General features: G+C 67.5%; 21 protein-coding genes and 1 pseudogene. 16 read left to right on the top strand and 6 right to left on the bottom strand.

All coding sequences use genetic code 11. The features are described 5' to 3' along the window. Window positions 1-99 precede the first annotated feature (99 nt). Genes MLE18_RS16160 through MLE18_RS16170 form a run of 3 tightly spaced genes read right to left on the bottom strand, consistent with a single transcriptional unit; the run spans window position 100 to window position 2,516 of the window. On the bottom strand, window positions 100-795 hold the full coding sequence (locus tag MLE18_RS16160) for a histidine phosphatase family protein (RefSeq protein WP_243439832.1): 696 nt from the start codon (window positions 793-795) through the stop codon (window positions 100-102). 52 nt (window positions 796-847) lie between these two features. Beyond that, the gene (locus MLE18_RS16165) at window positions 848-1,870 is read right to left on the bottom strand and encodes an XdhC family aldehyde oxidoreductase maturation factor (protein ID WP_243439833.1); all 1,023 of its coding nucleotides are present in this window, start codon (window positions 1,868-1,870) and stop codon (window positions 848-850) included. Beyond that, window positions 1,791-2,516: a phenylacetate--CoA ligase family protein gene (locus MLE18_RS16170; protein ID WP_243439834.1), complete on the bottom strand. Its 726-nt coding sequence runs from the start codon at window positions 2,514-2,516 to the stop codon at window positions 1,791-1,793. Before MLE18_RS16170 ends, MLE18_RS16165 begins: the two co-directional genes overlap by 80 nt. A 29-nt stretch (window positions 2,517-2,545) precedes the next feature. Here MLE18_RS16170 and MLE18_RS16175 point away from each other — a divergent pair, with 29 nt between their 5' ends. After that, a complete protein-coding gene (locus MLE18_RS16175; protein ID WP_243439835.1) occupies window positions 2,546-2,746 on the top strand; it encodes a hypothetical protein in 201 nt (66 codons plus the stop codon). Window positions 2,747-2,835: 89 nt separating this feature from the next. On the opposite strand, the gene hpsH is transcribed toward MLE18_RS16175, so the two are convergent. From hpsH to MLE18_RS16190, 3 genes are all read right to left on the bottom strand, one after another. After that, window positions 2,836-3,807, bottom strand: coding sequence for a (2S)-3-sulfopropanediol dehydratase activating enzyme (hpsH, locus tag MLE18_RS16180; RefSeq protein WP_243439836.1), 972 nt, complete (start codon window positions 3,805-3,807; stop codon window positions 2,836-2,838). Window positions 3,808-3,916: 109 nt separating this feature from the next. Continuing rightward, on the bottom strand, window positions 3,917-6,412 hold the full coding sequence (hpsG, locus tag MLE18_RS16185; protein WP_243439837.1) for a (2S)-3-sulfopropanediol dehydratase: 2,496 nt from the start codon (window positions 6,410-6,412) through the stop codon (window positions 3,917-3,919). A 498-nt stretch (window positions 6,413-6,910) separates the two neighbouring features. Then, the gene (locus MLE18_RS16190; RefSeq protein ID WP_243439838.1) at window positions 6,911-8,332 is read right to left on the bottom strand and encodes a sigma-54 interaction domain-containing protein; all 1,422 of its coding nucleotides are present in this window, start codon (window positions 8,330-8,332) and stop codon (window positions 6,911-6,913) included. A 626-nt stretch (window positions 8,333-8,958) separates the two neighbouring features. On the opposite strand from MLE18_RS16190, the gene MLE18_RS16195 reads away from it, so the two are divergent. From MLE18_RS16195 to MLE18_RS16265, 15 genes and pseudogenes are all read left to right on the top strand, one after another. Then, window positions 8,959-10,071, top strand: a complete 1,113-nt coding sequence (locus tag MLE18_RS16195) for an ABC transporter substrate-binding protein (RefSeq protein WP_243439839.1) — start codon at window positions 8,959-8,961, stop codon at window positions 10,069-10,071. Window positions 10,072-10,233: 162 nt separating this feature from the next. Beyond that, window positions 10,234-11,136, top strand: a complete 903-nt coding sequence (locus tag MLE18_RS16200) for an ABC transporter permease (protein WP_243439840.1) — start codon at window positions 10,234-10,236, stop codon at window positions 11,134-11,136. After that, on the top strand, window positions 11,133-11,981 hold the full coding sequence (locus MLE18_RS16205; RefSeq protein WP_243439841.1) for an ABC transporter ATP-binding protein: 849 nt from the start codon (window positions 11,133-11,135) through the stop codon (window positions 11,979-11,981). The genes MLE18_RS16200 and MLE18_RS16205 overlap by 4 nt, the downstream gene beginning before the upstream one ends. 34 nt (window positions 11,982-12,015) lie before the next feature. After that, window positions 12,016-12,822 (top strand): ABC transporter permease, encoded by an 807-nt coding sequence (locus tag MLE18_RS16210; protein WP_243439842.1) that lies wholly within the window; start codon window positions 12,016-12,018, stop codon window positions 12,820-12,822. A 12-nt stretch (window positions 12,823-12,834) separates the two neighbouring features. Next, entirely contained in the window at window positions 12,835-13,749 is a 915-nt protein-coding gene (locus tag MLE18_RS16215; RefSeq protein WP_243439843.1) for an ABC transporter ATP-binding protein, read from the top strand. Between the two features lie 89 nt (window positions 13,750-13,838). Further along, a complete protein-coding gene (locus MLE18_RS16220) occupies window positions 13,839-14,579 on the top strand; it encodes a cupin domain-containing protein (RefSeq protein ID WP_243439844.1) in 741 nt (246 codons plus the stop codon). A 17-nt stretch (window positions 14,580-14,596) separates the two neighbouring features. After that, window positions 14,597-15,598 (top strand): phosphate acetyltransferase, encoded by a 1,002-nt coding sequence (locus tag MLE18_RS16225; RefSeq protein ID WP_243439845.1) that lies wholly within the window; start codon window positions 14,597-14,599, stop codon window positions 15,596-15,598. A gap of 48 nt (window positions 15,599-15,646) precedes the next feature. After that, window positions 15,647-15,931 (top strand): ethanolamine utilization microcompartment protein EutM, encoded by a 285-nt coding sequence (eutM, locus tag MLE18_RS16230; protein ID WP_336605592.1) that lies wholly within the window; start codon window positions 15,647-15,649, stop codon window positions 15,929-15,931. A 21-nt stretch (window positions 15,932-15,952) separates the two neighbouring features. Next, window positions 15,953-17,311: a 4Fe-4S dicluster domain-containing protein gene (locus tag MLE18_RS16235; RefSeq protein WP_243439846.1), complete on the top strand. Its 1,359-nt coding sequence runs from the start codon at window positions 15,953-15,955 to the stop codon at window positions 17,309-17,311. A gap of 1 nt (window position 17,312) precedes the next feature. After that, entirely contained in the window at window positions 17,313-17,870 is a 558-nt protein-coding gene (locus tag MLE18_RS16240; protein WP_243439847.1) for a BMC domain-containing protein, read from the top strand. 11 nt (window positions 17,871-17,881) lie between these two features. Next, entirely contained in the window at window positions 17,882-18,280 is a 399-nt protein-coding gene (locus tag MLE18_RS16245; protein WP_243439848.1) for a BMC domain-containing protein, read from the top strand. Between the two features lie 59 nt (window positions 18,281-18,339). Continuing rightward, window positions 18,340-18,615: an ethanolamine utilization microcompartment protein EutM gene (eutM, locus tag MLE18_RS16250; RefSeq protein ID WP_243439849.1), complete on the top strand. Its 276-nt coding sequence runs from the start codon at window positions 18,340-18,342 to the stop codon at window positions 18,613-18,615. Between the two features lie 44 nt (window positions 18,616-18,659). Continuing rightward, window positions 18,660-18,944, top strand: coding sequence for a EutN/CcmL family microcompartment protein (locus tag MLE18_RS16255; protein WP_243439850.1), 285 nt, complete (start codon window positions 18,660-18,662; stop codon window positions 18,942-18,944). Window positions 18,945-18,965: 21 nt separating this feature from the next. Beyond that, complete coding sequence (locus MLE18_RS16260) at window positions 18,966-20,384, top strand: aldehyde dehydrogenase family protein (protein WP_243439851.1); 1,419 nt, start codon at window positions 18,966-18,968, stop codon at window positions 20,382-20,384. 3 nt (window positions 20,385-20,387) lie between these two features. Then, window positions 20,388-20,601: pseudogene (locus tag MLE18_RS16265) on the top strand (ethanolamine utilization protein EutJ); the annotation flags it as partial.

The raw sequence follows: 20,601 nt of genomic DNA on the forward strand, positions 1-20,601 counted from the left end.
CCCGACATGGGCATGGGCGGCATCACCCCGAGGTAAGAACTGGGGTCGGCCGCATAGTCGCTCCTTTTCGGACTGCCTGAAAGGGGGAGAGTTACCGGGCTATTCGGGTTGGATTCCGAGGCTGGTGACAGCAAACTCGTTACGCACTTCATGGTTGAGGGCATGCAGCACGGGCTTGCCGTTGCCGAAGCGCAGCACGTTCAGGCAGCCGTGATCCTGGCCGAGGCTGAACAGACCCTCCAGGGGGAAGCCCAGCAGGTCGCAGATGAGCACGCGGTTCACCCCGGCATGGGCCACCAACAGAATGTTGGCGTTGTCCGCGCCGGGCAGGGCTTCATGCGTGTTTTCGAGGGAGCGGACCGGGCGGCCTGTGGCCTGACGCAGGATATCCTTCAGGGCTTGGCCGGCCCTTTGCGCTAGGTCGGCGAAGCTCTCGCCGCCGGGGGGCCTGAAACCGGCGATGTCCGCGCCGCGCGCCTCATAGAGGCCGGGGTAGCTGCGGCGCACCTCCTCGACGCTCAGGCCGTCCCACTCCCCAAGCGAAATTTCCCGCAACCCGGCCATGGGTATGGCGGTGAGGCCATGGCCCGCCAGCACCAGTTCGGCGCTCTCCCGGCAGCGCGTCAGGTCAGAGCACCAGGCCCCGGCGAAGTCCAGGCTCGCGAGTTCCTTGCGCCACCAGCGCATCTGGTCGCGCCCGGCATCCGAGAGGGGGGCGTCGCGCTGGCCCAGGAACCGCCAGGGATCCTCCCGGGCGGTCCGGCCGTGGCGCAGCAGGTAGACGGTCAGGCTCATGATCTTGAGGTGAGCGCGGAGGAGCCCAGCGCTCCGGGGGTCGTAGGCCTTGTCATGCGGCTCCTCTGGCGGCCCTGGCCTGGATGAGCTCGGCCAGGATGCTCACGGCGATCTCCTCCGGGGTTTCGGCCCCGATGTCCAGCCCGATGGGGCAACGCACGCGATCGAAATCGGCGTCCGTGAAGCCTTGGGCGCGCAGCTTGCCGTACACGCTGTCGCGCTTGCGGCGGCTGCCGATCATGCCGATGTAGCCCGCCTGGGTGCGCAGGGCCTGGGCCAGCACGTCGGCGTCGCCCGCATGCCCGCGCGTGACGATGACCACGGAGGCGTCCGGCCCGATCGGCTTGTCCTGTAGGCAGGCGCGCATGTCCTCCACGATGATCTCGTGGGCCTCGGGGAAGCGGTTCCGGTTGGCGAACTCCGGCCTGTCGTCCATGACCGTGACGCGAAACCCGGTCATGGACGCCACCCTGGCCGTGGGGCGCGAAACGTGCCCGGCTCCGGCGATGTAGAGCGGCGACGGCCCGGCCCAGGGCTCCAGGAACCAGCGCTCCTCCAGGGCCTCGAAGACCACCGGGGCGCGGATGTCCTTCCCGGCCTGGAGCGCGCCCTCCAGCAGCCCCTGGGGCAACCGGGCGCCCAGGGCGTCTCCGCGCGCGGGAATCAAGGCGCGCGGGCCGCCGCCCATGGGCACGGCCAGCAGCACGCGCTCGCCTTGCTCCACCCGGCGCAGCAGCTCGGCGTAGAGCGCGGCTTCGGCACCTGGCTCGATGCGCTCCAGGAAAACGCGCAGCTTGCCCCCGCAGACCATATCCGCCCCGGCCGCAAGCTCTCCGGTGAGGTCGAAATCCATGATCACGGGCACGCCGTCGCCCAGCACCCGGGCCGCGGCCTGGAGCACCCTGGCCTCCACCAGGCCGCCGCCCACGGTGCCGAACATCTCCCCGCCTGGGCGCACGATCATCTTGCTCCCGGCGGAGCGGGGAGTGGAGCCCTCATGGGTGACGATGGTGGCCGATGCGACGGGCTTGCCTTCCGAAAGCCAGAGGCCGAGCGTCTTGAGCAGGTCTGTCATGGCGTGTTCGCTGTTCCCTTTTCCGGAGTGAGCACCTGGATGGCCCCCCGTCGGTTACGATCCGCCCGGCCACGGGGCCGAGCGTCCTGAGCGGGCTGCCGCAGGCGCAGGGGCCGGGCAACATGCGGCCCATGTCCCCGGTGCGGTAACGCAGCAGGGGCCTTCCCCTGCGGGCGAGGGTGCTGACCATAACCTCGCCCTCGAGGCCGTCGGCCAAGGACCCGCCGCTAAGCGGGTCGATCACTTCCACCGGCAGGTCGGCCTCGCGCAGATGGTACCCCTGGTGCGCCCCACATTCAACGCCGCCGCCGAAGCAGGTCTCCGTGAGCCCGTAGTGGGCGAAAATCTCGATCCCGGCCTTGGCGGCGGCGTGGCGCAGGCCGTCATCAACGGGCTCGCCGGAGAGAAGGGCCCGGTCCAGCGCAGGGGGCCAGGCCGGGGCCGCGGGGGAGAGCTCCAACAGGGCCCGCAGCTGGGAAGGCAGGGCTGCCAGGTAGGTCACGCCCTCCTCCGCGATGAGCCGGACGGCCTCCTCCGGTGGGCAGGGCTGCGGGGCGAGCACCGGGCGTACGCCGATCTCCGCCAGGGCTCTGGCCAGCAGCGGCGCGGCCCCGTGCTCCCGGCGGCCGGGCAGCAGGATGGGCACCGCGTCCCCCCCCGCCGGTGACGCTGGTCATGCCCACGCGGAAGAAGTCCAGCGTGGCCTCGAGGTCCTCCCCGGTGAAGAAGAGACGCTTGGGTTTGCCCGTGGTGCCCGAGGTGTTCAGCGACGAGGGCAAGGCCGTGGAGTTTTCCAGGGCCTTGTACCGGGGGGACAAGTACACCTTCAAATGCTCCATCGGGAAGTACGTGTGCGAGGATATCGCCCCGTCGTGAACCCGTCGATGCCTTTCAGGGCGCCGTGAAATACGAGAAGGCTGCTCCCCTGTGCGGGGGGGCAGCCTTCTTTCTGTTTTCGGCTTGGCTCAGCTGTTCTGGGCGCTGGCGGGCTGCTCGACTTCTGGCTTCTGGCTTGGCGTCCAAAACGCCTCCCGCGCCACCTGTTCAAGCTCGGCGAACCGTTCCTGCGGCAGGGTCTTGTCGCCCATGGGGGCTTCCCTGTTCAGGAAGGTGTATTTCTGCGTGCCCAGCCGGTGGTAGGGCAGGACCTCGTAGCTGACGTTGGCGTGGCCCGACACGAACTCAGCGATGTTGCGGATGTCCGTTTCCATGTCGTTGAAACCGGGGATCACGGGGGTGCGCACGTGCACGGGCAGGTCCGGGAACTCCGCCACAAGGCGCTGGAAGTTGTCCAGGATGCGTGTGTTGGGCGCCCCGGTGAAGGTCTTGTGCAGCTCGTTGTCCAGGCTCTTGATGTCGAACATCACCGAATCGAGCAGCGGGGCCGCCTGGCGCAGCACCTCCCAGGGAACCTGGGCGCAGGTCTCCATGGAGGTGTTCAGGCGGCGTCGGCGGGCTTCGCGCAGCAGGGCCAGGGCGAACTCGGGCTGGGCCAGGGGCTCCCCGCCCGAAAGGGTGAGCCCGCCGCCCGAGCGCGTGTAGAACATGGCGTCCTGCTCCACCACGCGCAGCACCTCGTCCACGCTCTTGCGCTGGCCGTAGGCGATCACGCCCGAGGCCGGGCAAGCCTCCACGCAGGGCCGCGCGCAGTCCTTGCAGGTTTCCCGGTTGAACACCGGCTTGTCATCCATCCGGGCGATGGCCTGGCTGGGGCAGGCCTTGAGGCAGCGCACGCACTGGGAAAAGCCCAGGCAGCGGCCGTCGTTGAAGGCCAGCTCCGCCTGGAAAGCCTGAGATTCCGGGTTGCTGCACCACAGGCAGGACAGGGGGCAGCCCTTGAAGAACACGATGGTGCGGATGCCCGGACCATCGTGAACGGAATACTTCTGGATGTTGAATATCGTTCCGCTCGTGTCCTTGTCCTGCTGGGTTGTCATGGCGCGCGTTCCGTTCGGCCCGGGGCCGGGCTGGGGTTTGGCCGAAACAGGGCGGAGACGCCCCGTGGCCGGGGCGTCTCCGAGGTTTCGGCGCGAATGCGTAAGGCCTCTAGCAGGTCTCGTGCACCGTGCGCGCGATCAGGTCGTTCTGCAGGTCCGGGGACAGGTCCACGAAGTAGGCGCTGTACCCGGCGATGCGCACGATGAGGTTGCGGTACTTTTCCGGGTCCTTCTGGGCTGCGATCAGGGTCTCGCGGTTGATCACGTTGAACTGCACGTGCCAGAGCTTCAGGTCGCAGAAGGTGCGGATGAAGGAGATCAGCTTGCGGGTGCCGTCGTCGCCCGCCAGGCACTTGGGCGTGAACTTGATGTTGAGCATCCTGGCCGCGCGCTCGCGGTAGCCGTAGTTCTTGGAGGTGTAGTTGGAGAGCAGCACCGCCGTGGGGCCGTTGACGTCCGCCCCGTGGGAGGCCGAGGAGCCGTCGGAGAGCGGCGTCCAGGAGCGGCGCCCGTTGGGCGTGGCGCTGACCACCTTGCCGAAGGGCACATGGGAGGTGAAGGGCACGTAGCGCACGTCGTTGTTCATGCCCAGCTCCGGGGAGTACTTCTTGGCGTACTCCAGGGAGAGCAGGTCGATGTCCTTGGCGATGGAGTCGGCGAACTCGTCGTTGTTGCCGTAGCAGGGGGCGCTCTTGAGCAGGTGGCGCACATCCTCGCGGCCCTCGAAGTCGTTGTCCAGGGCTTCGAGCAGCTCGTCCATGCTCAGCTTACGGTCCTCGAAGACCAGCTTCTTGATGGCGGACAGGGAGTCCACCACGGTGCCGTAGCCGATGTATTCGAAGTAGCCGAAGTTCAGGCCCTCGGGGATCTGCGGGGTGTGCAGGTCCAGGCAGTGCTTCATGCACAGGTCGTGCAGCACGGAGCCCATGGGCTGGGCGAAGTGCTGGGCGCGCAGGTTGATGATCACGTGCTGCTGGTAGAAGGCCGTCTTCAGGAACAGCTCATGCTGCCGGACGTAGGCGTTCCAGAACTCGTCCCAGGTCTTGAAGGAGCGCGGGTCGCCGGTCTCCACGCCCAGGGTCCTGTCTCCGTACTTCTTCATGCGCCCGTTGCGCAGGGCCATCTCCAGGGCTGCGGCGAAGTTGATGTAGGCTCCGCCCGAGGTGTAGGTGTCGCGGTTGGGCATTCGCGCCTCGGTGCAGCCGGACACGGCGTAGTCGTAGGCCTCCTCGAATGTCGCGCCCTTGGACACGTAGAGGGGGATGACCTCCTCGTCGTTGATCAGCTTGGGGAAGCCAGCGCCGTCCTTGATTGTCTCGGCCACTTCCCAGAGGTAGCGCTCGGGCGAGCGGGAGTGGATGCGCGCCGCAAGGTCCGGGTAGTGCAGCGGGAACTCGCGCTTGGACTTCAGGAACAGGTAGGTCAGCTCGTTGGTGGCGTCGCGCCCGTCGGGGGTCTGGCCTCCGATGGTCACGGCCTCCCAGTGGGCGTAGCCTTCGTTGAACGCGCCGCCCGTGGGGGAGATGTAGAGGTCGATGAACTGGGCCATGCCCACCCACATGCACTCCAGGAGCTCCACGGCCTTTTCCTCGGTGAGCAAACCCTCGGCCATGTCCTTCTGGTAGAAGGGGTAGAAATACTGGTCCATGCGCCCGTTGGAGATGATGGTGCCGGTCTTCTGCTCGATGCGCGAGAACATCTGGGTGAACCACTGGGACTGCACGGCCTCGTGGAAGGTGCGGGCCGGGTGCTCGGGCACGCGCTCGCAGATTTCGGCCATGGTCAGCAGCTCCTGCTTGCGCACGGGGTCGGACTCGGCGGCGGCGACCTCGCGGGCCAGGGCCGCATGGCGGTTGGCCCAGTGCACGATGGCGTCGCACACGATGACCATGGCCTCCAGGAAGGGGCGCTTCTCCACATTGTCCACGGGGCTCAGGGGGTCGAGCGTCTGGAGCTTGGCCAGGGCCTCGGCCTTGAGGCCGCCGAAACCGCGCTTGAGCACCTTGTCGTAGTCATGCACCCACTGGATAGAGGAGCGGAAGGAGGCCGTCTCGTTGACCACGAAGCGGGAGGCCAGACCCTCGGGGTCGTCGTAGGTCAGCTTGTGCACGTCCGGGGGCAGGGCCTTGGCCAGCGCCTCGTGGAAGGTCTTGCCCTTCCAGTAGGGGGCGATCTCCTCGATGACCACCCTGGCGTCCTCCGGGGTGATGTAGGAGGGGGACTCCTTGCGCTTGGGCAGCTCCTCGATGGCCAGGCCCAGGAAGTCGCCGTCCAGTTCGGGGTAAAGGATGCCGTAGCGGCCCTGGCACCCGGCGCGCCCGGCCAGGAGCTGGTGGTCGTCGATGTAGACGGTCATGTTCTCGGCGATGTGCTTGAGAGCCTTGGCCCAGCGCAGCACCAGGGCCTGGCCCTCGGTCTGGCGCATGGACTCGGTGAAGTACCGGGCCCTCTCCACGTCGATACGGGGCTTCAGGCCGTCGAAGCTCTCTAGGATGGTGAACACCCGGGGGTGGGTTGCGCGGAACTTGTCTTCCTTGCCTTCCATTCTGTCCTGGAGGCGCTGTTCGTGCGAGCTGTAGGCTTCGCAGCAGACGGGTTGCAACATGGTTCTTCCCTCGTGTCGACGTGTTGGTTTCGCTCGGGTCTGGATCGCCGGGGGGCAGCATCCAGGCGGTGCGTGTTCGGCTCGAGCGGGGGATAGCAACGCGTATGCCGGAACCGCGACCAGGCGGGCGGCTGGAGGGCCGTTTTTGCTTGTTTGCCCTGTGATTGCAGATTGTTAAGTATCTGCACGATCTTTTCGGGGCATTTTTCTGGTCGGACGGGGGAGGGTGGGCCGAAGCGGGGTGGCCCAGGATTAATCAAATCATACCAAGACGTTAAGATGTTGGGGTGGATTGGGGGTGCCCCCCGCGCACGCGGAGCCCGGGCTGCTCCGGCGCGCCCCCAGGCGGGGTGACGCACCCGAGGTGCTGCATAATTGCAACCTCAGGAGGTCGTTGTTGGCGAATATAAACTATTCTAGCGTGTTAGAGAATGTTGCAAAAATGCAACATGGTGCATTTATCAACCACTTCATTCTGTGACGCGCCAGGGGACCCGCTCAGCCTGGTTGCTCGTCGTTCATGTGCAGCTTGCGGAAGATGGTGGTCCTGTTGACCCCGAACATCCTGGCCACCTTGGTCACGGAGCCGTGGGCCTCCAGGGCGTCCCGGATCAGGCCGCGCTCGATTTCGGCCATGATCTCCTTGAGGGGCCTGCCCGCGGCGTTGTCGATGTGGCAGGCCAGTGAGGCGGCCAGCACCGTGGGTTTCTGGTCGTCCAGCATGGCTCCGGGCAGGTCGCCCAACTCCACCACGTCTTTCTCGCAGGTGATGACCAGGCTCTGGATCATGTTCTCCAGTTCGCGCACGTTGCCCGGCCAGCGGTAGTTCTTCATGGCCTCCTCCACGGCGTGGGACAGCACCAGGCGCTTGCGGTAGCGGGCCGTGAACCGCTCCAGGAAGGTGCGCGTCAGGGGCAGGATGTCCTCTGGGCGGTCGCGCAGGGGCGGGATGTTCAGCACGGCAACCCGCAGCCGGTAGTAGAGGTCGCTGCGGAAGGTGCCTTTGCGCACCTCCTCGGCCAGGTCCCGGTTGGTGGCGGCCACGATGCGCACGTCCACCTTCTTGGCCTGGGTGGAGCCCACCCGGACCACCTCCTGGTCCTGGAGCACGCGCAAAAGCTTGGACTGCATGATCTGGGGCAGCTCCCCGATCTCGTCCAGGAAGATGGTCCCTTTGTCGGCCAACTCGAAAAAGCCGATCTTGCCCTTGGTCAGCGCGCCTGAAAAGGCCCCGGGCACATAGCCGAACAGCTCGGACTCGATCAGGTTCTCGGGGATCGAGGCGCAGTCCACCTTGAAGAACGGCCTGTCGTGCCGGGAGGACAGGCCGTGCATCTTACGCGCGACCACGTCCTTGCCGACGCCGGTTTCCCCGAGCAGCAGCACGGTGGCGTCGGTCGGCGCGATGCGCTGGATCTGTTCCACCAGGCGGGTCATCACCGCGCTCGTGACGACGATGGGCGTCTGCTGGGTCTTGGCTTTGTTGAAATAGTCGAAATTCTTATGGTATTTTTCGATGAGTTCGCGCTGCTCCGCGATCTGGTCCTTCATTTGCGACATCATGGTGATGTCGCGGGCGTAGGTGACCACCAGGGTGACGGCTCCCTCCTCGTCGAAGATCGGATAGCCGCTGAGCACCATGCGCCGGTCGTGCATGTTGGTCTGCACGCGGGTCACGGGCTTGCCCGTGGCCACGATCTCCGGGTTCAGGGCCGTGTTGTACACCCCGCTCTTCTTGAGCTCGCGCACGTTGCGCCCGAGGATGTCCTCGCGTTTGAGGCCCGTGAGCTTCTCGTACATGGTGTTGACCTTGAGGGTCACCCCGTCCCTGTCCGTGATGTAGACCCCATCCCCCAGAGTATCGAGAATGCTGTCCATGTGCGCGCTCAGCAGCGTGTCTATGAAGTCGTCCTTGCTCATGTCGGGCGTCCCTCGCGATCTATGGCGAAAACGGTTGCGGACCCGTAACGCGCATTGGGTCCTTGCAAGGCCCGTGCGCCGGGGAACGGGCGGGCCGGAGGGCCGCCTGGCTTTTCAGCGGCCTGGAATCACGTGATTAAAATCGCGCAGCTTTTGGATGGGCCCTTCTCCCGGTTGGGACACTCACCCAAGGCCGTTGCAGTATCGCATCATTGTTGCACTTGTGCAACCTGGCGCAGTCGCGAGGACCGGGCTTGTGAAAAATGCTACAATAAGAAAAGTACTGAACAGCAGCCGTTGCAAGTATGCAACACCTGGGCCTGAGGGGCTCATAGGCTTATCCAAAACTAGGGGGCGGAGTGCCCGGCAATCCAGCATCCGTGCGCATTGAGTCGAGATTCCTGAACTGTTGTGGGAGTTGGTATCAGATTTGCTCTCCTGGTTTTCGTCGCAACAGGCCTGGGCGTCGATAGGCGCTCATTCTGGTGGCGGAGTAACAGCATAAAACAGGAGATTGCTCCTGCATTGTGAGTGTGAGGGCGCTCCGAACCTCATCCGGCGCAAGCCGGAGGGCCGGAGCAGAGCGGCCCGCGCAGCGGGTCTGGCCGTGTACCGAAGGAGGCATCATGCACGTGTATCGTCGTATCTTCGGCTTTTTGGCTTTGCTCATGTTTCTGGTATCCACCCCGTCTTACGCGGAGAAGTTCGTCGTAGGCTACCAGCCCTACGACACAATCTCTTACCAGGCGATCATCAACTCCGAGCTCGGCCTTTGGAAGCAGTACGTGCCCAAGGGCACCGAAATCGAGTTCCAGGGCGCGCTGCAGGGCACGGTGGTGGCCAACAACATGTTGGCCGACAAGGCCCACATCGGCTACATGAGCGTGATGCCCGCCACCATCCTCTGCTCCAAGCCGGAGCAGGCCGAGATCAAGATGGTCGCCACCGCGGGCATGTCCGAAGGCACCCGCTGCTCCCTGGTGCTGGTGCGCAAGGACGCCCCCCAGTTCAAGAGCAACGAGGAGCTGGCCCGCTGGCTGGACGGCAAGGTCGTGGCCGCGCCCAAGGGCAGCGCCTCGGACCAATACCTGCTCAAGTTCTTCGAGAAGTACAACGTCAAGCCCGCTGAGTATCTGAACCAGTCCATCGAGGTCATCGGCACCAACTTCCGCATCGGCAAGCTCGACGCCGCCTCCCTGTGGGAGCCCACGCTCTCCCGCGTGGCCACGGACGTGGGCGAAGGCGTCGCGCGCATCGTGGCCGACGGCCGCGCCTGCGACAACCCGGACCTGGGCATGGTGGTGATGCGCAAGGACTTCATGGAGAAGCACCCCGAAGTGGCCAAGGGCTACCTGCGCTCCGAACTGGAAGCCCAGCGCTATCTGCTCGACCCCAAGAACTGGTCGAACGTCATCGACATGGTCTCCAAGCACGCCACCGGCGTGCCCAAGCGGGTGCTCTGGTACTCGATCTACGGCCAGGTTCCCTCCGACTCCAAGGAGCCGGTGCGCGAGTGGAAGTCCTTCTACTTCAACGAGCGCGAGAAGCTGAACATCGCCGAAGTGGCCCCCTTCCTGCTCAAGGACAAGCGCATCAAGGAAGTCCCCAAGCCCGGCACCGTGGATGATTCCCTGGCCCGGCAGGTGTTCAAGGAAGCCGGATACACCCCGGTGAGCGCCACCGTCACCCTGGGAGACATCAAGGGCGCCCCCGCCAGCGCCTGCCCCTTCAAGGATTAGCCCCTGGGCCGCGAGGCCCTGACATGTCCGCCCCGGTGCGCGCGGCCCGAGCCGCGCCCACCAGGGCAGGGCCACCGTCTCTTGCGGCGCGAGCCACAGCGGCCACGGCACAGGAAACAGCCCCGGACCGATTCCGGGCAACGACAAGGTGGAGGCTCTTCCGTGACCAACGCAACAGCTACAACAGCGGCAACCCCGACCACTGTGACCGCGCCGGCGGAGCAGGGCGGCGCGCCGAGCTCCTGGCAGATCACCCTGTTCAGCCTCAAGCAGTGGCTCAAGAGCCCGAGCCCGTATCTGAACGTCCTGGGCATCGTCGGCTTCATCGTTTTCTGGTACCTGGCCACGGAGCGCTTCAAGCTGCCCTGGTTCAACAAGCTGCCCGGACCGGTGGCCGTCTTCCAGGAGTGGGTCTCCCGCGATCCGTCCTACGGCATCTCCATCTACTCCCCGGAGTACTACCACCACATCTTCACCAGCATCTGGCGCGTGCTCCAGGCCTTCATCCTGGCCACGGTGCTGGGCGTGCCCATCGGGCTGTTCATGGGCTGGAAGAAGACCTTCAAGGACTACACCTTCCCCCTGCTGGAGACCCTGCGCCCCATCCCCATGCTGGCCTGGGTGCCGCTCTCCATCCTGATGTGGCCGGGGCGCGAGGCCTCGATCATCTTCCTGACCTTCCTGGGCTCCTTCTTCGCCACGGTGCTGAACACCCTGCTGGGCGTGGAGTCCATCGACGAGGTCTACTTCCGGGCGGCCAGCTCGCTCGGGGCCAAGCCGCGCCAGGTATTCTTCAAGGTCATCCTGCCGGGCTCGCTGCCCTTCATCTTCACGGGCCTGCAGATCAGCATGGGCTTCGCCTGGTTCTCCCTGGTGGCCGGCGAGATGCTGGCCGGCGAATACGGGCTCGGCTACCTGATCTGGAACTCGTTCATCATGGTGCAGTACCCGGTCATCGTCATCGCCATGGTCACCCTGGGGGTGATCGGCGGATTCTCCAGCTCGCTCATCCGCATGGTGGGCGACAGGCTGATGCAATGGAAAGTCAGGGAGGCCGCGCGATGAACACCGCCGAAAAGATTGCGACGGATGAGCGGGGGCGCATCAGCATCCGCAACGTGACCAAGGTGTACGACCCCGACGGGGCCAAGGTCCTGGCCGTGGACAACTGCTCCATGGAGATCGAGGCGGGCGAGTTCTGCGTGGTCGTCGGGCCTTCGGGCTGCGGCAAGACCACCCTTCTGAACGCCATCGCCGGGTTCCACGGCATCAGCTCCGGCGAGATCCTCCTGGACGGCGAGCTGCTCTGCAGCGGCCAGAAGCGGGCCCAGCCCGGCTCGGACAGGATCGTGGTCTTTCAGAACGGGGCGCTCTTCCCCTGGTACACCGTGCTCGAGAACGTGACCTTCGGCCCGGTGGTCCAGGGCGGCGTGAACGAGAAGGACGCCAAGGACAAGGCCCGTGCCATGCTCGGCCAGATGGGCCTGGAGGGCATCGAGAACAACTACCCCAGCGAGATCTCCTCCGGCATGCGCCGGCGCGTGGAGATCGCCCGGGCCATGATGAACGACCCCAGTGTCCTGCTGCTGGACGAGCCCTTCCGGGCCATGGACGCCCTGACCAAGACGGTGGTCCACCAGTTCCTGCTCGACGTCTACGACAAGAGCAAGAAGACCGTGTTCTTCATCACCCACGATCTGGAGGAGGCCATCTTCCTGGGCTCCAAGGTCTACATCATGACCACCCGCCCGGCGCAGATCAAGACCGTCCTCAACGTGGACATCCCCCGTCCCCGCGACTTCCGCGCTCTCTCCTCGGCCACCTACATCAGGCTGAAGAAGGAGTGCATCGAGGCCGTGCACGAGGAGGCCCTCAAGGCCTTCAAGGCCGGCGAGCGGGAAATGGCCTGACGGATCGGTCCTTTTCACATCGGAGACAGTCGCCATGGCAACAGCCAGCAGCCAGCAGTTCAATTGGGTGAAATTCAGGAAGAGTGTCTTCAGCCTGACCACGGGGCGAGGCATCGCGGCCATCATCATCTTCACGGTGCTCTGGGAAATGTGTTCGCGGCTCGGCGTGCCGATCATCGGCAACGTGCCCCCGCCCTCCGCGGTCCTGGCGGCCCTGGGCAAGCAACTGGTCAGCCCGGCCTACTGGATGTCCTGGCTGGACAGCTTCGTGCGCATCCTCACCGGCTTCGCCATCGCCCAGGTGCTTGGCATCCCGCTGGGGCTGCTGCTGGGCGTGAACCGCACCGCGCGCGAACTGATCTACCCGATCTTCGAGATCATGCGCCCCATACCTCCCCTGGCCTGGGTGCCCATCGCGGTGATCTTCTGGCCCACCACGGAGCTCTCCATGATGTTCGTGACCTTCCTGGGGGCCTTCTTCACCGTGGTGCTGAACATCGTTGGCGGCGCCAGCAGCATCGACCTGCGCTACATCCGCGCGGCCCATTCCCTGGGCTCCTCGCGCTCGGACATCTTCTGGCGGGTGATGCTCCCGGCCACCCTGCCCAGCATCGTGGTGGGCATGACCGTGGGCATGGGCATCACCTGGGCGGTGGTGGTGGCGGCGGAGATGATCGCCAGCCGCTCGGGCCTGGGCTTCCTGACCTGGCGGGCCTACGTGGCGGGCGAATATCCCCTGATCATCATCGGCATGATGAGCATCGGCATCGCGGGCTACGTGTCCTCGGCCCTCATCCGCATGATCGGCAGCCGCCTGACCCCCTGGCTGCGGACCTTCTAAGGAGCACCATCCATGAGCCAGACGCAACTGACCCCCGGCATGGGCGCCGGAGAGATGACCGTAACCGGCGTGGCCAAGGGCTTCGGGCTCGGGCCGCTGCACAAGCAGGTGCTCTGCGACTGCTCCTTCACCCTGGAGAAGGGCAAGCTCACGGTGCTCATCGGCCCCTCGGGCTGCGGCAAGAGCACCCTGGTCAACGTGCTGGCGGGCTACGAGGCCCCCGACGCCGGAAGCGTCCTCCTGGACGGCAAGCCCGTCTGCGAGCCGGGCCCCGACCGCCTGGTGGTCTTCCAGGAGACGGCCCTGTTCCCCTGGATGACCACCTACGAGAACGTGAGCTACGGCCCCCGCGTGCAACGCAAGATGCCCGAGGCGGAGTTCCGGCAGGAGACCATGAAGCTCCTGGATCTGGTGGGCCTGCGGGATTTCAAGGACAAGTACCCCTCGCAGCTCTCGGGCGGCATGCAGCGCCGGGCGGAGCTGGTGCGGGCCATGATCAACCAGCCCAAGGTCATGCTCATGGACGAGCCCTTCCGGGGCCTGGACGCCATGACCAGGGCCCTCATGCAGGAATACTACGTGCGCCTGTTCGAGGAGCATCGGGGCACCAACCTCTTCGTCACCTCCGAGCTGGAGGAGGCCATCTTCCTGGCCGACAAGCTGCTCATCCTGACCAACAGGCCCGCGCGGGTGAAGAAGGTCATCGAGGTGGACCTGCCCAGGCCGCGCGAGTTCGCCATGCTCACCTCCAAGGCCTACCAGGACTGCAAGATGGAGGCGCTGGAGCTTCTGCACGAGGAGGCCATGAAGTCCTTCGCGGCGGGGGCGGTCAACGCGGCCGACTTCCTGGAGGCCTGCTCCCAGATGGGGCAGGACCAGGCCGTGCCCTCCTGCAAGGAAGGCGCGGGCGGGGAAACCAGGCAGTAGGCTCGGTAAGCCTCGCCCCACGGCTCCGCTGCGCAACGCGGGAAGCCTGAGGGGCCTCAACGCTTCGCAACCCGCCCCGGGAGGCAGCAATGGCGAAATGCATCATCACCGAGGCCGACATCCTCCAGGCTGCCGCGACCGGCCGGAAACTCCTTGTCGCGCAGGGCTGCGAGTGCATCGTCACGGACCAGGCCCGCGACCGGGCCCTGGAGCTTGGCGTGGCCCTGCCCGGAGAGTGCGACGCCAGAGCCCCGGCCGCTTCGGCCGCGCAGGCTGCGGCTCCGGGCGTGGCCGAGGCTTCGTCCGGCGCGGGCATGGGTCCTCTGGTCAGCCAGCTGGTGCGGGCTGTGTGCGCCAAGCTGCCCCCGGGTTCGGACGCGGCGGAGGTGGAGCGGCTGGTGCGCGGCGCGGTGGCCGCGCGCATGCCGTCCCATCCAGGCGGGGCGGGCGGGGCGGCCGCTCCCGAACCGGCCGGGCAGAGCGCGGCCACATTCTGCGAGGGTGGGGTCCGCTTCATTGAGGCCGCCAGGCTCGTCCGGCAGGGCGGCAAGGCGGCGGACGTTCCCGGCCAGGCCCTGCTGGCCGAGGCCCTGGGCTCCCCGGGCGAGGCCGCGCTGGCCGCGGGCTATCTGGCCTGGGAGCGGGCCTCGTTCAGCCGCGAGGTGGACGCGGCCGAGCTGGGCGTGGTCATCGAGGGCGAGCTGCACCTGACAGTTGGCGGCAGAACCATCATCGGCAAGCCCGGGGACATGGTCTATCTGCCCAAGGGCGCGAAAGTCCTCTACAGCACGCCGTCGCGGGTGATGATGGCCTGCGTCAACGCGCACTGACAGGCCGGGCCGCAACCATGAACATCCTCGACCGCTGCATCCGCGCCTGCCGGGAGAACCCCGGGGTGGTCGCCTTCCCGGACAGCCTGGACCAGCGCGTGCTGGCCGCCGCCGCCCGCCTGAAGGAGGAGGGCCTGGCCGAGCCGGTGCTCATGCACTCCCCCTTCGCGGTGCGCGAGAAGCTGCGCAAGGCCCGCCTGAACCCCGCCGGCCTGACCGTGGTGGACCACGCCGGTCCCGAACTGCTGCGGCGCAACACCGAGGAATTCCTGGCAATCCGTGAGCAAAAGGGCAAGCCCGTGAGCCCCGAGGTCGCGGAGGCGGCCATGCGCTGCCCCCTGGCCGCGTCGGCCATGATGGTGCGCCGGGGCGAGGTGGAGGTCGGCGTGGGCGGGAACCTCTCCTCCACGGCGGACATGCTCCGGGCCGGGCTGGCCATCCTGCCCAGAAAACCCGGCATCAAGACCGTCTCCAGCTTTTTCCTGATGATCTCGCCGGACGGCGAGCGCCGCTTCGTCTTCGCGGACTGCGCCGTGGTGCCCGAGCCCACGGCCGAGATCCTGGCTGACATCGCCGTATCCTCGGCGGGCATGGCCCGCACGCTGCTCGGCGAAGACCCCAGGGTGGCCATGCTCTCCTTCTCCACCAAGGGCAGCGCCGAGCATCCCCGCGCGGCCATGGTGCGCGAGGCCGTTGAGCTGGCCAGCCAGCGCGCCCCGGACGTGGCCATCGACGGCGAGCTGCAGTTCGACGCGGCCTCCCTGCCCGAGGTGGCGGCCCTCAAGGCCCCGGGAAGCATCCTGGGCGGGCGGGCCAACGTGTTCGTGTTCCCGTCCCTGGAGGCCGGGAACATTGGCTACAAGCTGGTGGAGCGGCTGGCGGGCTATACCGCGCTGGGCCCGTTCCTCCAGGGATTCGAGGGCGGCTGGCACGACCTCTCCCGAGGGTGCAGCGCCAAGGACATCTACACTGTCGCGGTGATCGGGCTGTGCCTGCGCAGAGGGACCCTGCCCCAATAGGGAACGCGGAAGGGCTGCGCCAAACCAGTTGCATCAAGGAGGCTTCGCATGGATTCGATGGACGCATTGGGCATGATCGAGACACGGGGGCTGACCGCGCTCATCGAGGCGGCGGACGCCATGGTCAAGGCGGCGAGGGTGCAGTTGGTGGGCTACCAGCAGATCGGCGGCGGCCTGGTGACCGCGCTGGTGCGCGGCGACGTGGCCGCCTGCAAGGCAGCCACCGACGCCGGGGCCGCGGCGGCCAAGCGCGTGGGCGAGGTGATCGCGGTGCATGTGATCCCGCGTCCCCACGGCGACCTGGAAGACATCTTCCCCCTGAAGCGCAAATAGCGGGCCGGAGCGGGAGACAGCATGGGCATGCCACCAACCAGCGGCGTCATGGGCACGCTGCTCGACGCGGTCCGCGGGGCCGGTGTCGTGGGCGAGGGCGGGGCCGGGTTTCCGGCCCACGTCAAGTACGACACGCGCGCGGGGGTGGTGATCGCCAACGGCTGCGAATGTGAGCCCCTGCTCTACACGGACCAGCACCTGATGCGCACCCGCGCCGGGGAGATAGCCCGGGCGCTGCGGGAGGTCATGGCCGCCGTGGGCGCGGAGCGCGGCGTGGTGGCCATCAAGGCCAAGTACGCGGACGTGGCCCGCGCCCTGGAAGGCCCCTGCTCCGGGGCGGGGCTGGAGCTGGCCCTGCTGGATAACTTCTACCCCGCCGGGGACGAGCACATCCTGGTGCACGAGGTCACGGGCAGGACCATCCCGCCCCTGGGCCTGCCCAAGGACGTGGACGCCCTGGTGGCCAATGTGGGCACGCTGGCCTCGGTGAGCCAGGCCCTGGACGGGCTGCCGGTCACGCGCAAGGCGCTCACGGTTACGGGCGAGGTGGCTCGGCCCTGCGTGCTGGAAGCGCCGCTCGGAACCAGCCTGGCCGAGATCCTGGACTTTTGCGGCGGCCCGGCCACGGGCGACCCCGTGTTCCTGCTGGGCGGGCCCATGATGGGCCGCTTCCTGGAGGACCGGGGGGCCCTGGCCGAGGCGGTGGTCACCAAAACCTCGGGCGGGCTGATCGTGCTGCCGCGCGGCCACTTCCTGCACGAGGCCGCCACGCTCACGCCCGAGGTCATGCGCAGGCGGGCGGCCACGGCCTGCATCCAGTGCCGCTACTGCACGGACCTCTGCCCCCGCTATCTGGTGGGCCACTCCTTCGAGACCCACCGGGTGATGAAGGCCTTCGGCGCGGGTCTGGAGTCGGCCCAGGGCGCGGAGCAGGCCCTGCTCTGCTGCGAGTGCGGGGTCTGCGAGTTGTTCAGCTGTCCCATGCGGCTCTCGCCAAGGCGCATCAACGCCCTGTTCAAGGCGGCCTTCCGGGAGCGCGGCGTGAGCTATCAGGGCCCGCGCGAGGTCCGCCCGGCGCAGGCCGCTCTGCGCCCCTACCGCAAGATACCGGCCTCGCGCCTGGCCTCCAAGACCGGCCTGGCCCCCTACATGGACATTCACCCGGAGTTCGCGGGCCTGTTCACGCCCGGCGAGGTGCGCATCCCCCTGCGCCAGCACATCGGCGCACCGGCCGTGGCCGTGGTCGCGCCCGGCGACAGGGTGGCCGTGGGCGACCTGCTGGGCGAGATCCCCGAGGGCGCGCTGGGCGCCCGCATCCACGCCTCCATCGGCGGGGTGGTCACGGAAACCGGCACATCCGTCGTGGTCAAAGGAGCCTGAAGTGAAGCCGAATCTCCAGGCCGTGGGCATGATCGAGTTCAACTCCATCGCTGCGGGCATCGAGGCGGCCGACGCCATGCTCAAGGCGGCCAGCGTCTCGCCGCTTTTGATGAAGACCATCTGCCCGGGCAAGTTCGTGGCCTCGGTGCACGCGGACGTGGCCTCGGTGCGGGCCTCGGTGGAGGCCGGGCTGGCCATGGGCGCGGACTCGGCCGTGGACCACTTCGTGATCCCGAACATCGCCCCGGAGGTGGTCCTGGCCCTGTCCTGCTCCGTGGAGATCGCCCACGGCACCGCCCTGGGGATCATCGAGACCTTTTCGGCGGCCTCGGCCATCGTGGCGGCGGACACCGCCGTGAAGGCCGCCGGGGTGCACCTGCTGGAGGTGCGCCTGGCCATGGGCCTGGGCGGCAAGGCCCTGTGTCTGTTCACCGGCTCCGTGGCCGAGGTGCAGGCCTCCGCCTCCGCCGGGTCGGCGGCCGTGTCGGCTTCGGGGCTGCTGGTGCGCAGCGTGGTCATCCCCGGGCTGTCCCCCGAACTTCTGCCCTACATCCTGTGAGGAGGCTGCCAGTGGCATCAGATGATCGCGAGAGCTTGAACGGCGACGCCCTGGGTTTCGTGGAGACCTTCGGCCTGATCGCCGCCGTGGAGGTGGCCGACGCAATGGGCAAGGCGGCCAGGGTGCGGGTGAAGTCCGTGTGCAACGCGGACGCCGGGCTGCTGTGCGTGGTCTGCGAGGGCGACCTCGCGGCCTGCAGGGCGGCGGTGGACGCGGGCCGGGCCTCCGCCGAGCGCCTGGGGGGCTACGTGACCAGCAACCTCATCGCCCGGCCCTGGGACGACACCGGGGAGCTCATCACCCGGCATGTGGGCTCCATGTTCAGGCAGGCCGCGAAGCAGGCATCATCCGGGAAAACCGCGAAGCAGGCCCCGGCCGTGAAGGGCAAACCCGGGGGCAAGGCGCGCTAGGGCCGGGGACCGCCCGGAGTCCCTTCCGCAGTGACCGCAACCCAGCAAGGAGAACGACCATGGACGCACTGGGCATGATCGAGACCAAGGGCATGACCGCGCTCATCGAAGCGGCCGACGCCATGACCAAGGCCGCCCGCGTGGAGCTGGTGGGCTACGAGCGCATCGGCGGCGGCCTGGTGACCGCGCTGGTGCGCGGCGACGTGGCCGCCTGCAAGGCCGCCACGGACGCAGGGGCCGCCGCCGCGCAGCGCGTGGGCGAGGTGGTCGCCGTGCACGTGATCCCGCGTCCCCACGGCGACCTCGAGGGCATCTTCCCCATAACCCGGAAATAACCAGGCAGGCCGCCGGGCACGTGCCGGCGCGCGGGAGAAATCGCATGGAACTGGGCAAGGTGGTCGGACAGGTGGTGTCCACGGTGCGCGATCCGGGTTTGCCGAACCTGACGTTCCTGCTGGTGGACGTGATGGACGCCCAGGGCAAGGTCACCCGGCCCGCCCAGGTGGCGGCTGACGTCCTGGGGGCGGGCGAGGGCGAGGTGGTGCTGCTGGTCCGGGGCAGTTCGGCCCGGATGGTGGTGGACGCCAGAACGCCGCTGGACCTCTCGGTGATCGGCATCGTGGACCAGGTCTGCTCGCGCGAGACAATGTTCTACAAAAAGTAATCCCAGCTGAAGGCGGTGGCCATGCGCAGCGAAGAGATAGAACGGATTGTCGACGAGGTGCTCAGGCAGCTCGGCCGGACTGCGGCGGCGGTGGAGCCCCGCGCCCCGAAGCCGGGCGACTGGGGCGTGTTCGAGCGCCTGGAGGACGCGGTGGCCGCGGCCGAGGCGGCCCACCTGCGCCTGGATTCCCTGGCCCTGCGCGAGCGCGTGGTGCTGGCCGTGCGCCGCGCCGCCCGCTCCAACGCGCGGCGCCTGGCGGAGATGGCCGTGGACGAGACCGGCATGGGCCGCATCGAGGACAAGGTCAAAAAGAACCTCCTGGTGGCTGACCGCACCCCCGGCCCCGAGATCCTCTCGCCCAGCGCCATCACCGGAGACATGGGCCTGACCCTGGTGGAGAACGCGGCCTGGGGCGTGATCGCCTCGGTGACGCCCTCCACCAACCCGGCGGCCACCGTCATCAACAACTCCATCAGCATGATCTCGGGCGGCAACGCCGTGGTCTTCGCCCCGCATCCCGGAGCCAAGCGCACCACGCAGGAGGCCATCCGGATACTCAACCGGGCCGTGCACGAGGAAACCGGGATCGACAACCTGATGACCTGCGTCAAGGAGCCCACCATCGACGCCGCGCGCCAGCTGTTCACCTGGCCGGGCATCGACCTGCTGGTGGTCACCGGGGGCGAGGCCGTGGTCGAGGCGGCCCGCAAGACCACCAACAAGCGCCTGATCGCCGCCGGGGCGGGCAACCCCCCCGTAGTGGTGGACGAGACGGCGGACCTGGCCCGCGCGGCAAGGGGCATCTACGACGGGGCCTCCTTCGACAACAACATCGTCTGCGCCGACGAGAAGGAGATCATCGTGGTGGAGGCCGTGGCCGAGGCCCTCAAGCGCGAGCTGGCGGGCGTGGGCGCGGTGGAGATCAGCCGGGAGCAGGCCGAGGCCGTGGCCAGGGCCGTGATGCTCGACTACCCCGGCCCCAAGTGCCGCCCCAACCCCAAGTGGGTGGGCCGCGACGCGGCGGAGCTGGCCAGGGCCGGAGGCTTCTCCGTACCGGACTCCTGCCGCCTGCTGTTCGTTGATGTGGGCAGGGAGGTGGACCACGTGTTCGCCCGCGTGGAGCAGATGATGCCGCTCTTGCCGCTCCTGCGCGCTCGCGACTTCGCCGAGGCCATGGAGTGGTCCGTGCTGCTGGAGCGGGGCCTGCGGCACACGGCGGGCTTGTATTCCCGTGACATCGAGCACATGGACGCCCTGGCCCGGCGCATGAACACCAGCCTGTTCGTGAAGAACGGGCCCCACGTGGCGGGCCTGGGCGCTGGCGGCGAGGGGTGGACCTCCATGACCATCTCCACCCCCACCGGCGAGGGCGTCACCAACGCCCGGACCTTCGTGCGCCTGCGCCGCTGCACGCTGGTGGGCAGCTTCAGGATAGTGTGAGCCATGACTCTCGACTGGGACCAACTCCAGGCGCGCCTTGACGCCGCCGCCGCCATCCTGAACCGGGAGGAGCCGGTTACGGTGAGCGGTCCCCTGAGCGTGGGCGTGGACCTGGGCACCGCCGACGTGGTGCTCATGGTCCTGGACGCCTCCGGGGAGCCGGTGGCCGCGTTCCTGGAGTGGGCCGAGGTGGTGCGCGACGGCGTGGTGGTGGACT

The organism is Fundidesulfovibrio soli, from assembly GCF_022808695.1.
Lineage (GTDB): Bacteria > Desulfobacterota > Desulfovibrionia > Desulfovibrionales > Desulfovibrionaceae > Fundidesulfovibrio > Fundidesulfovibrio soli.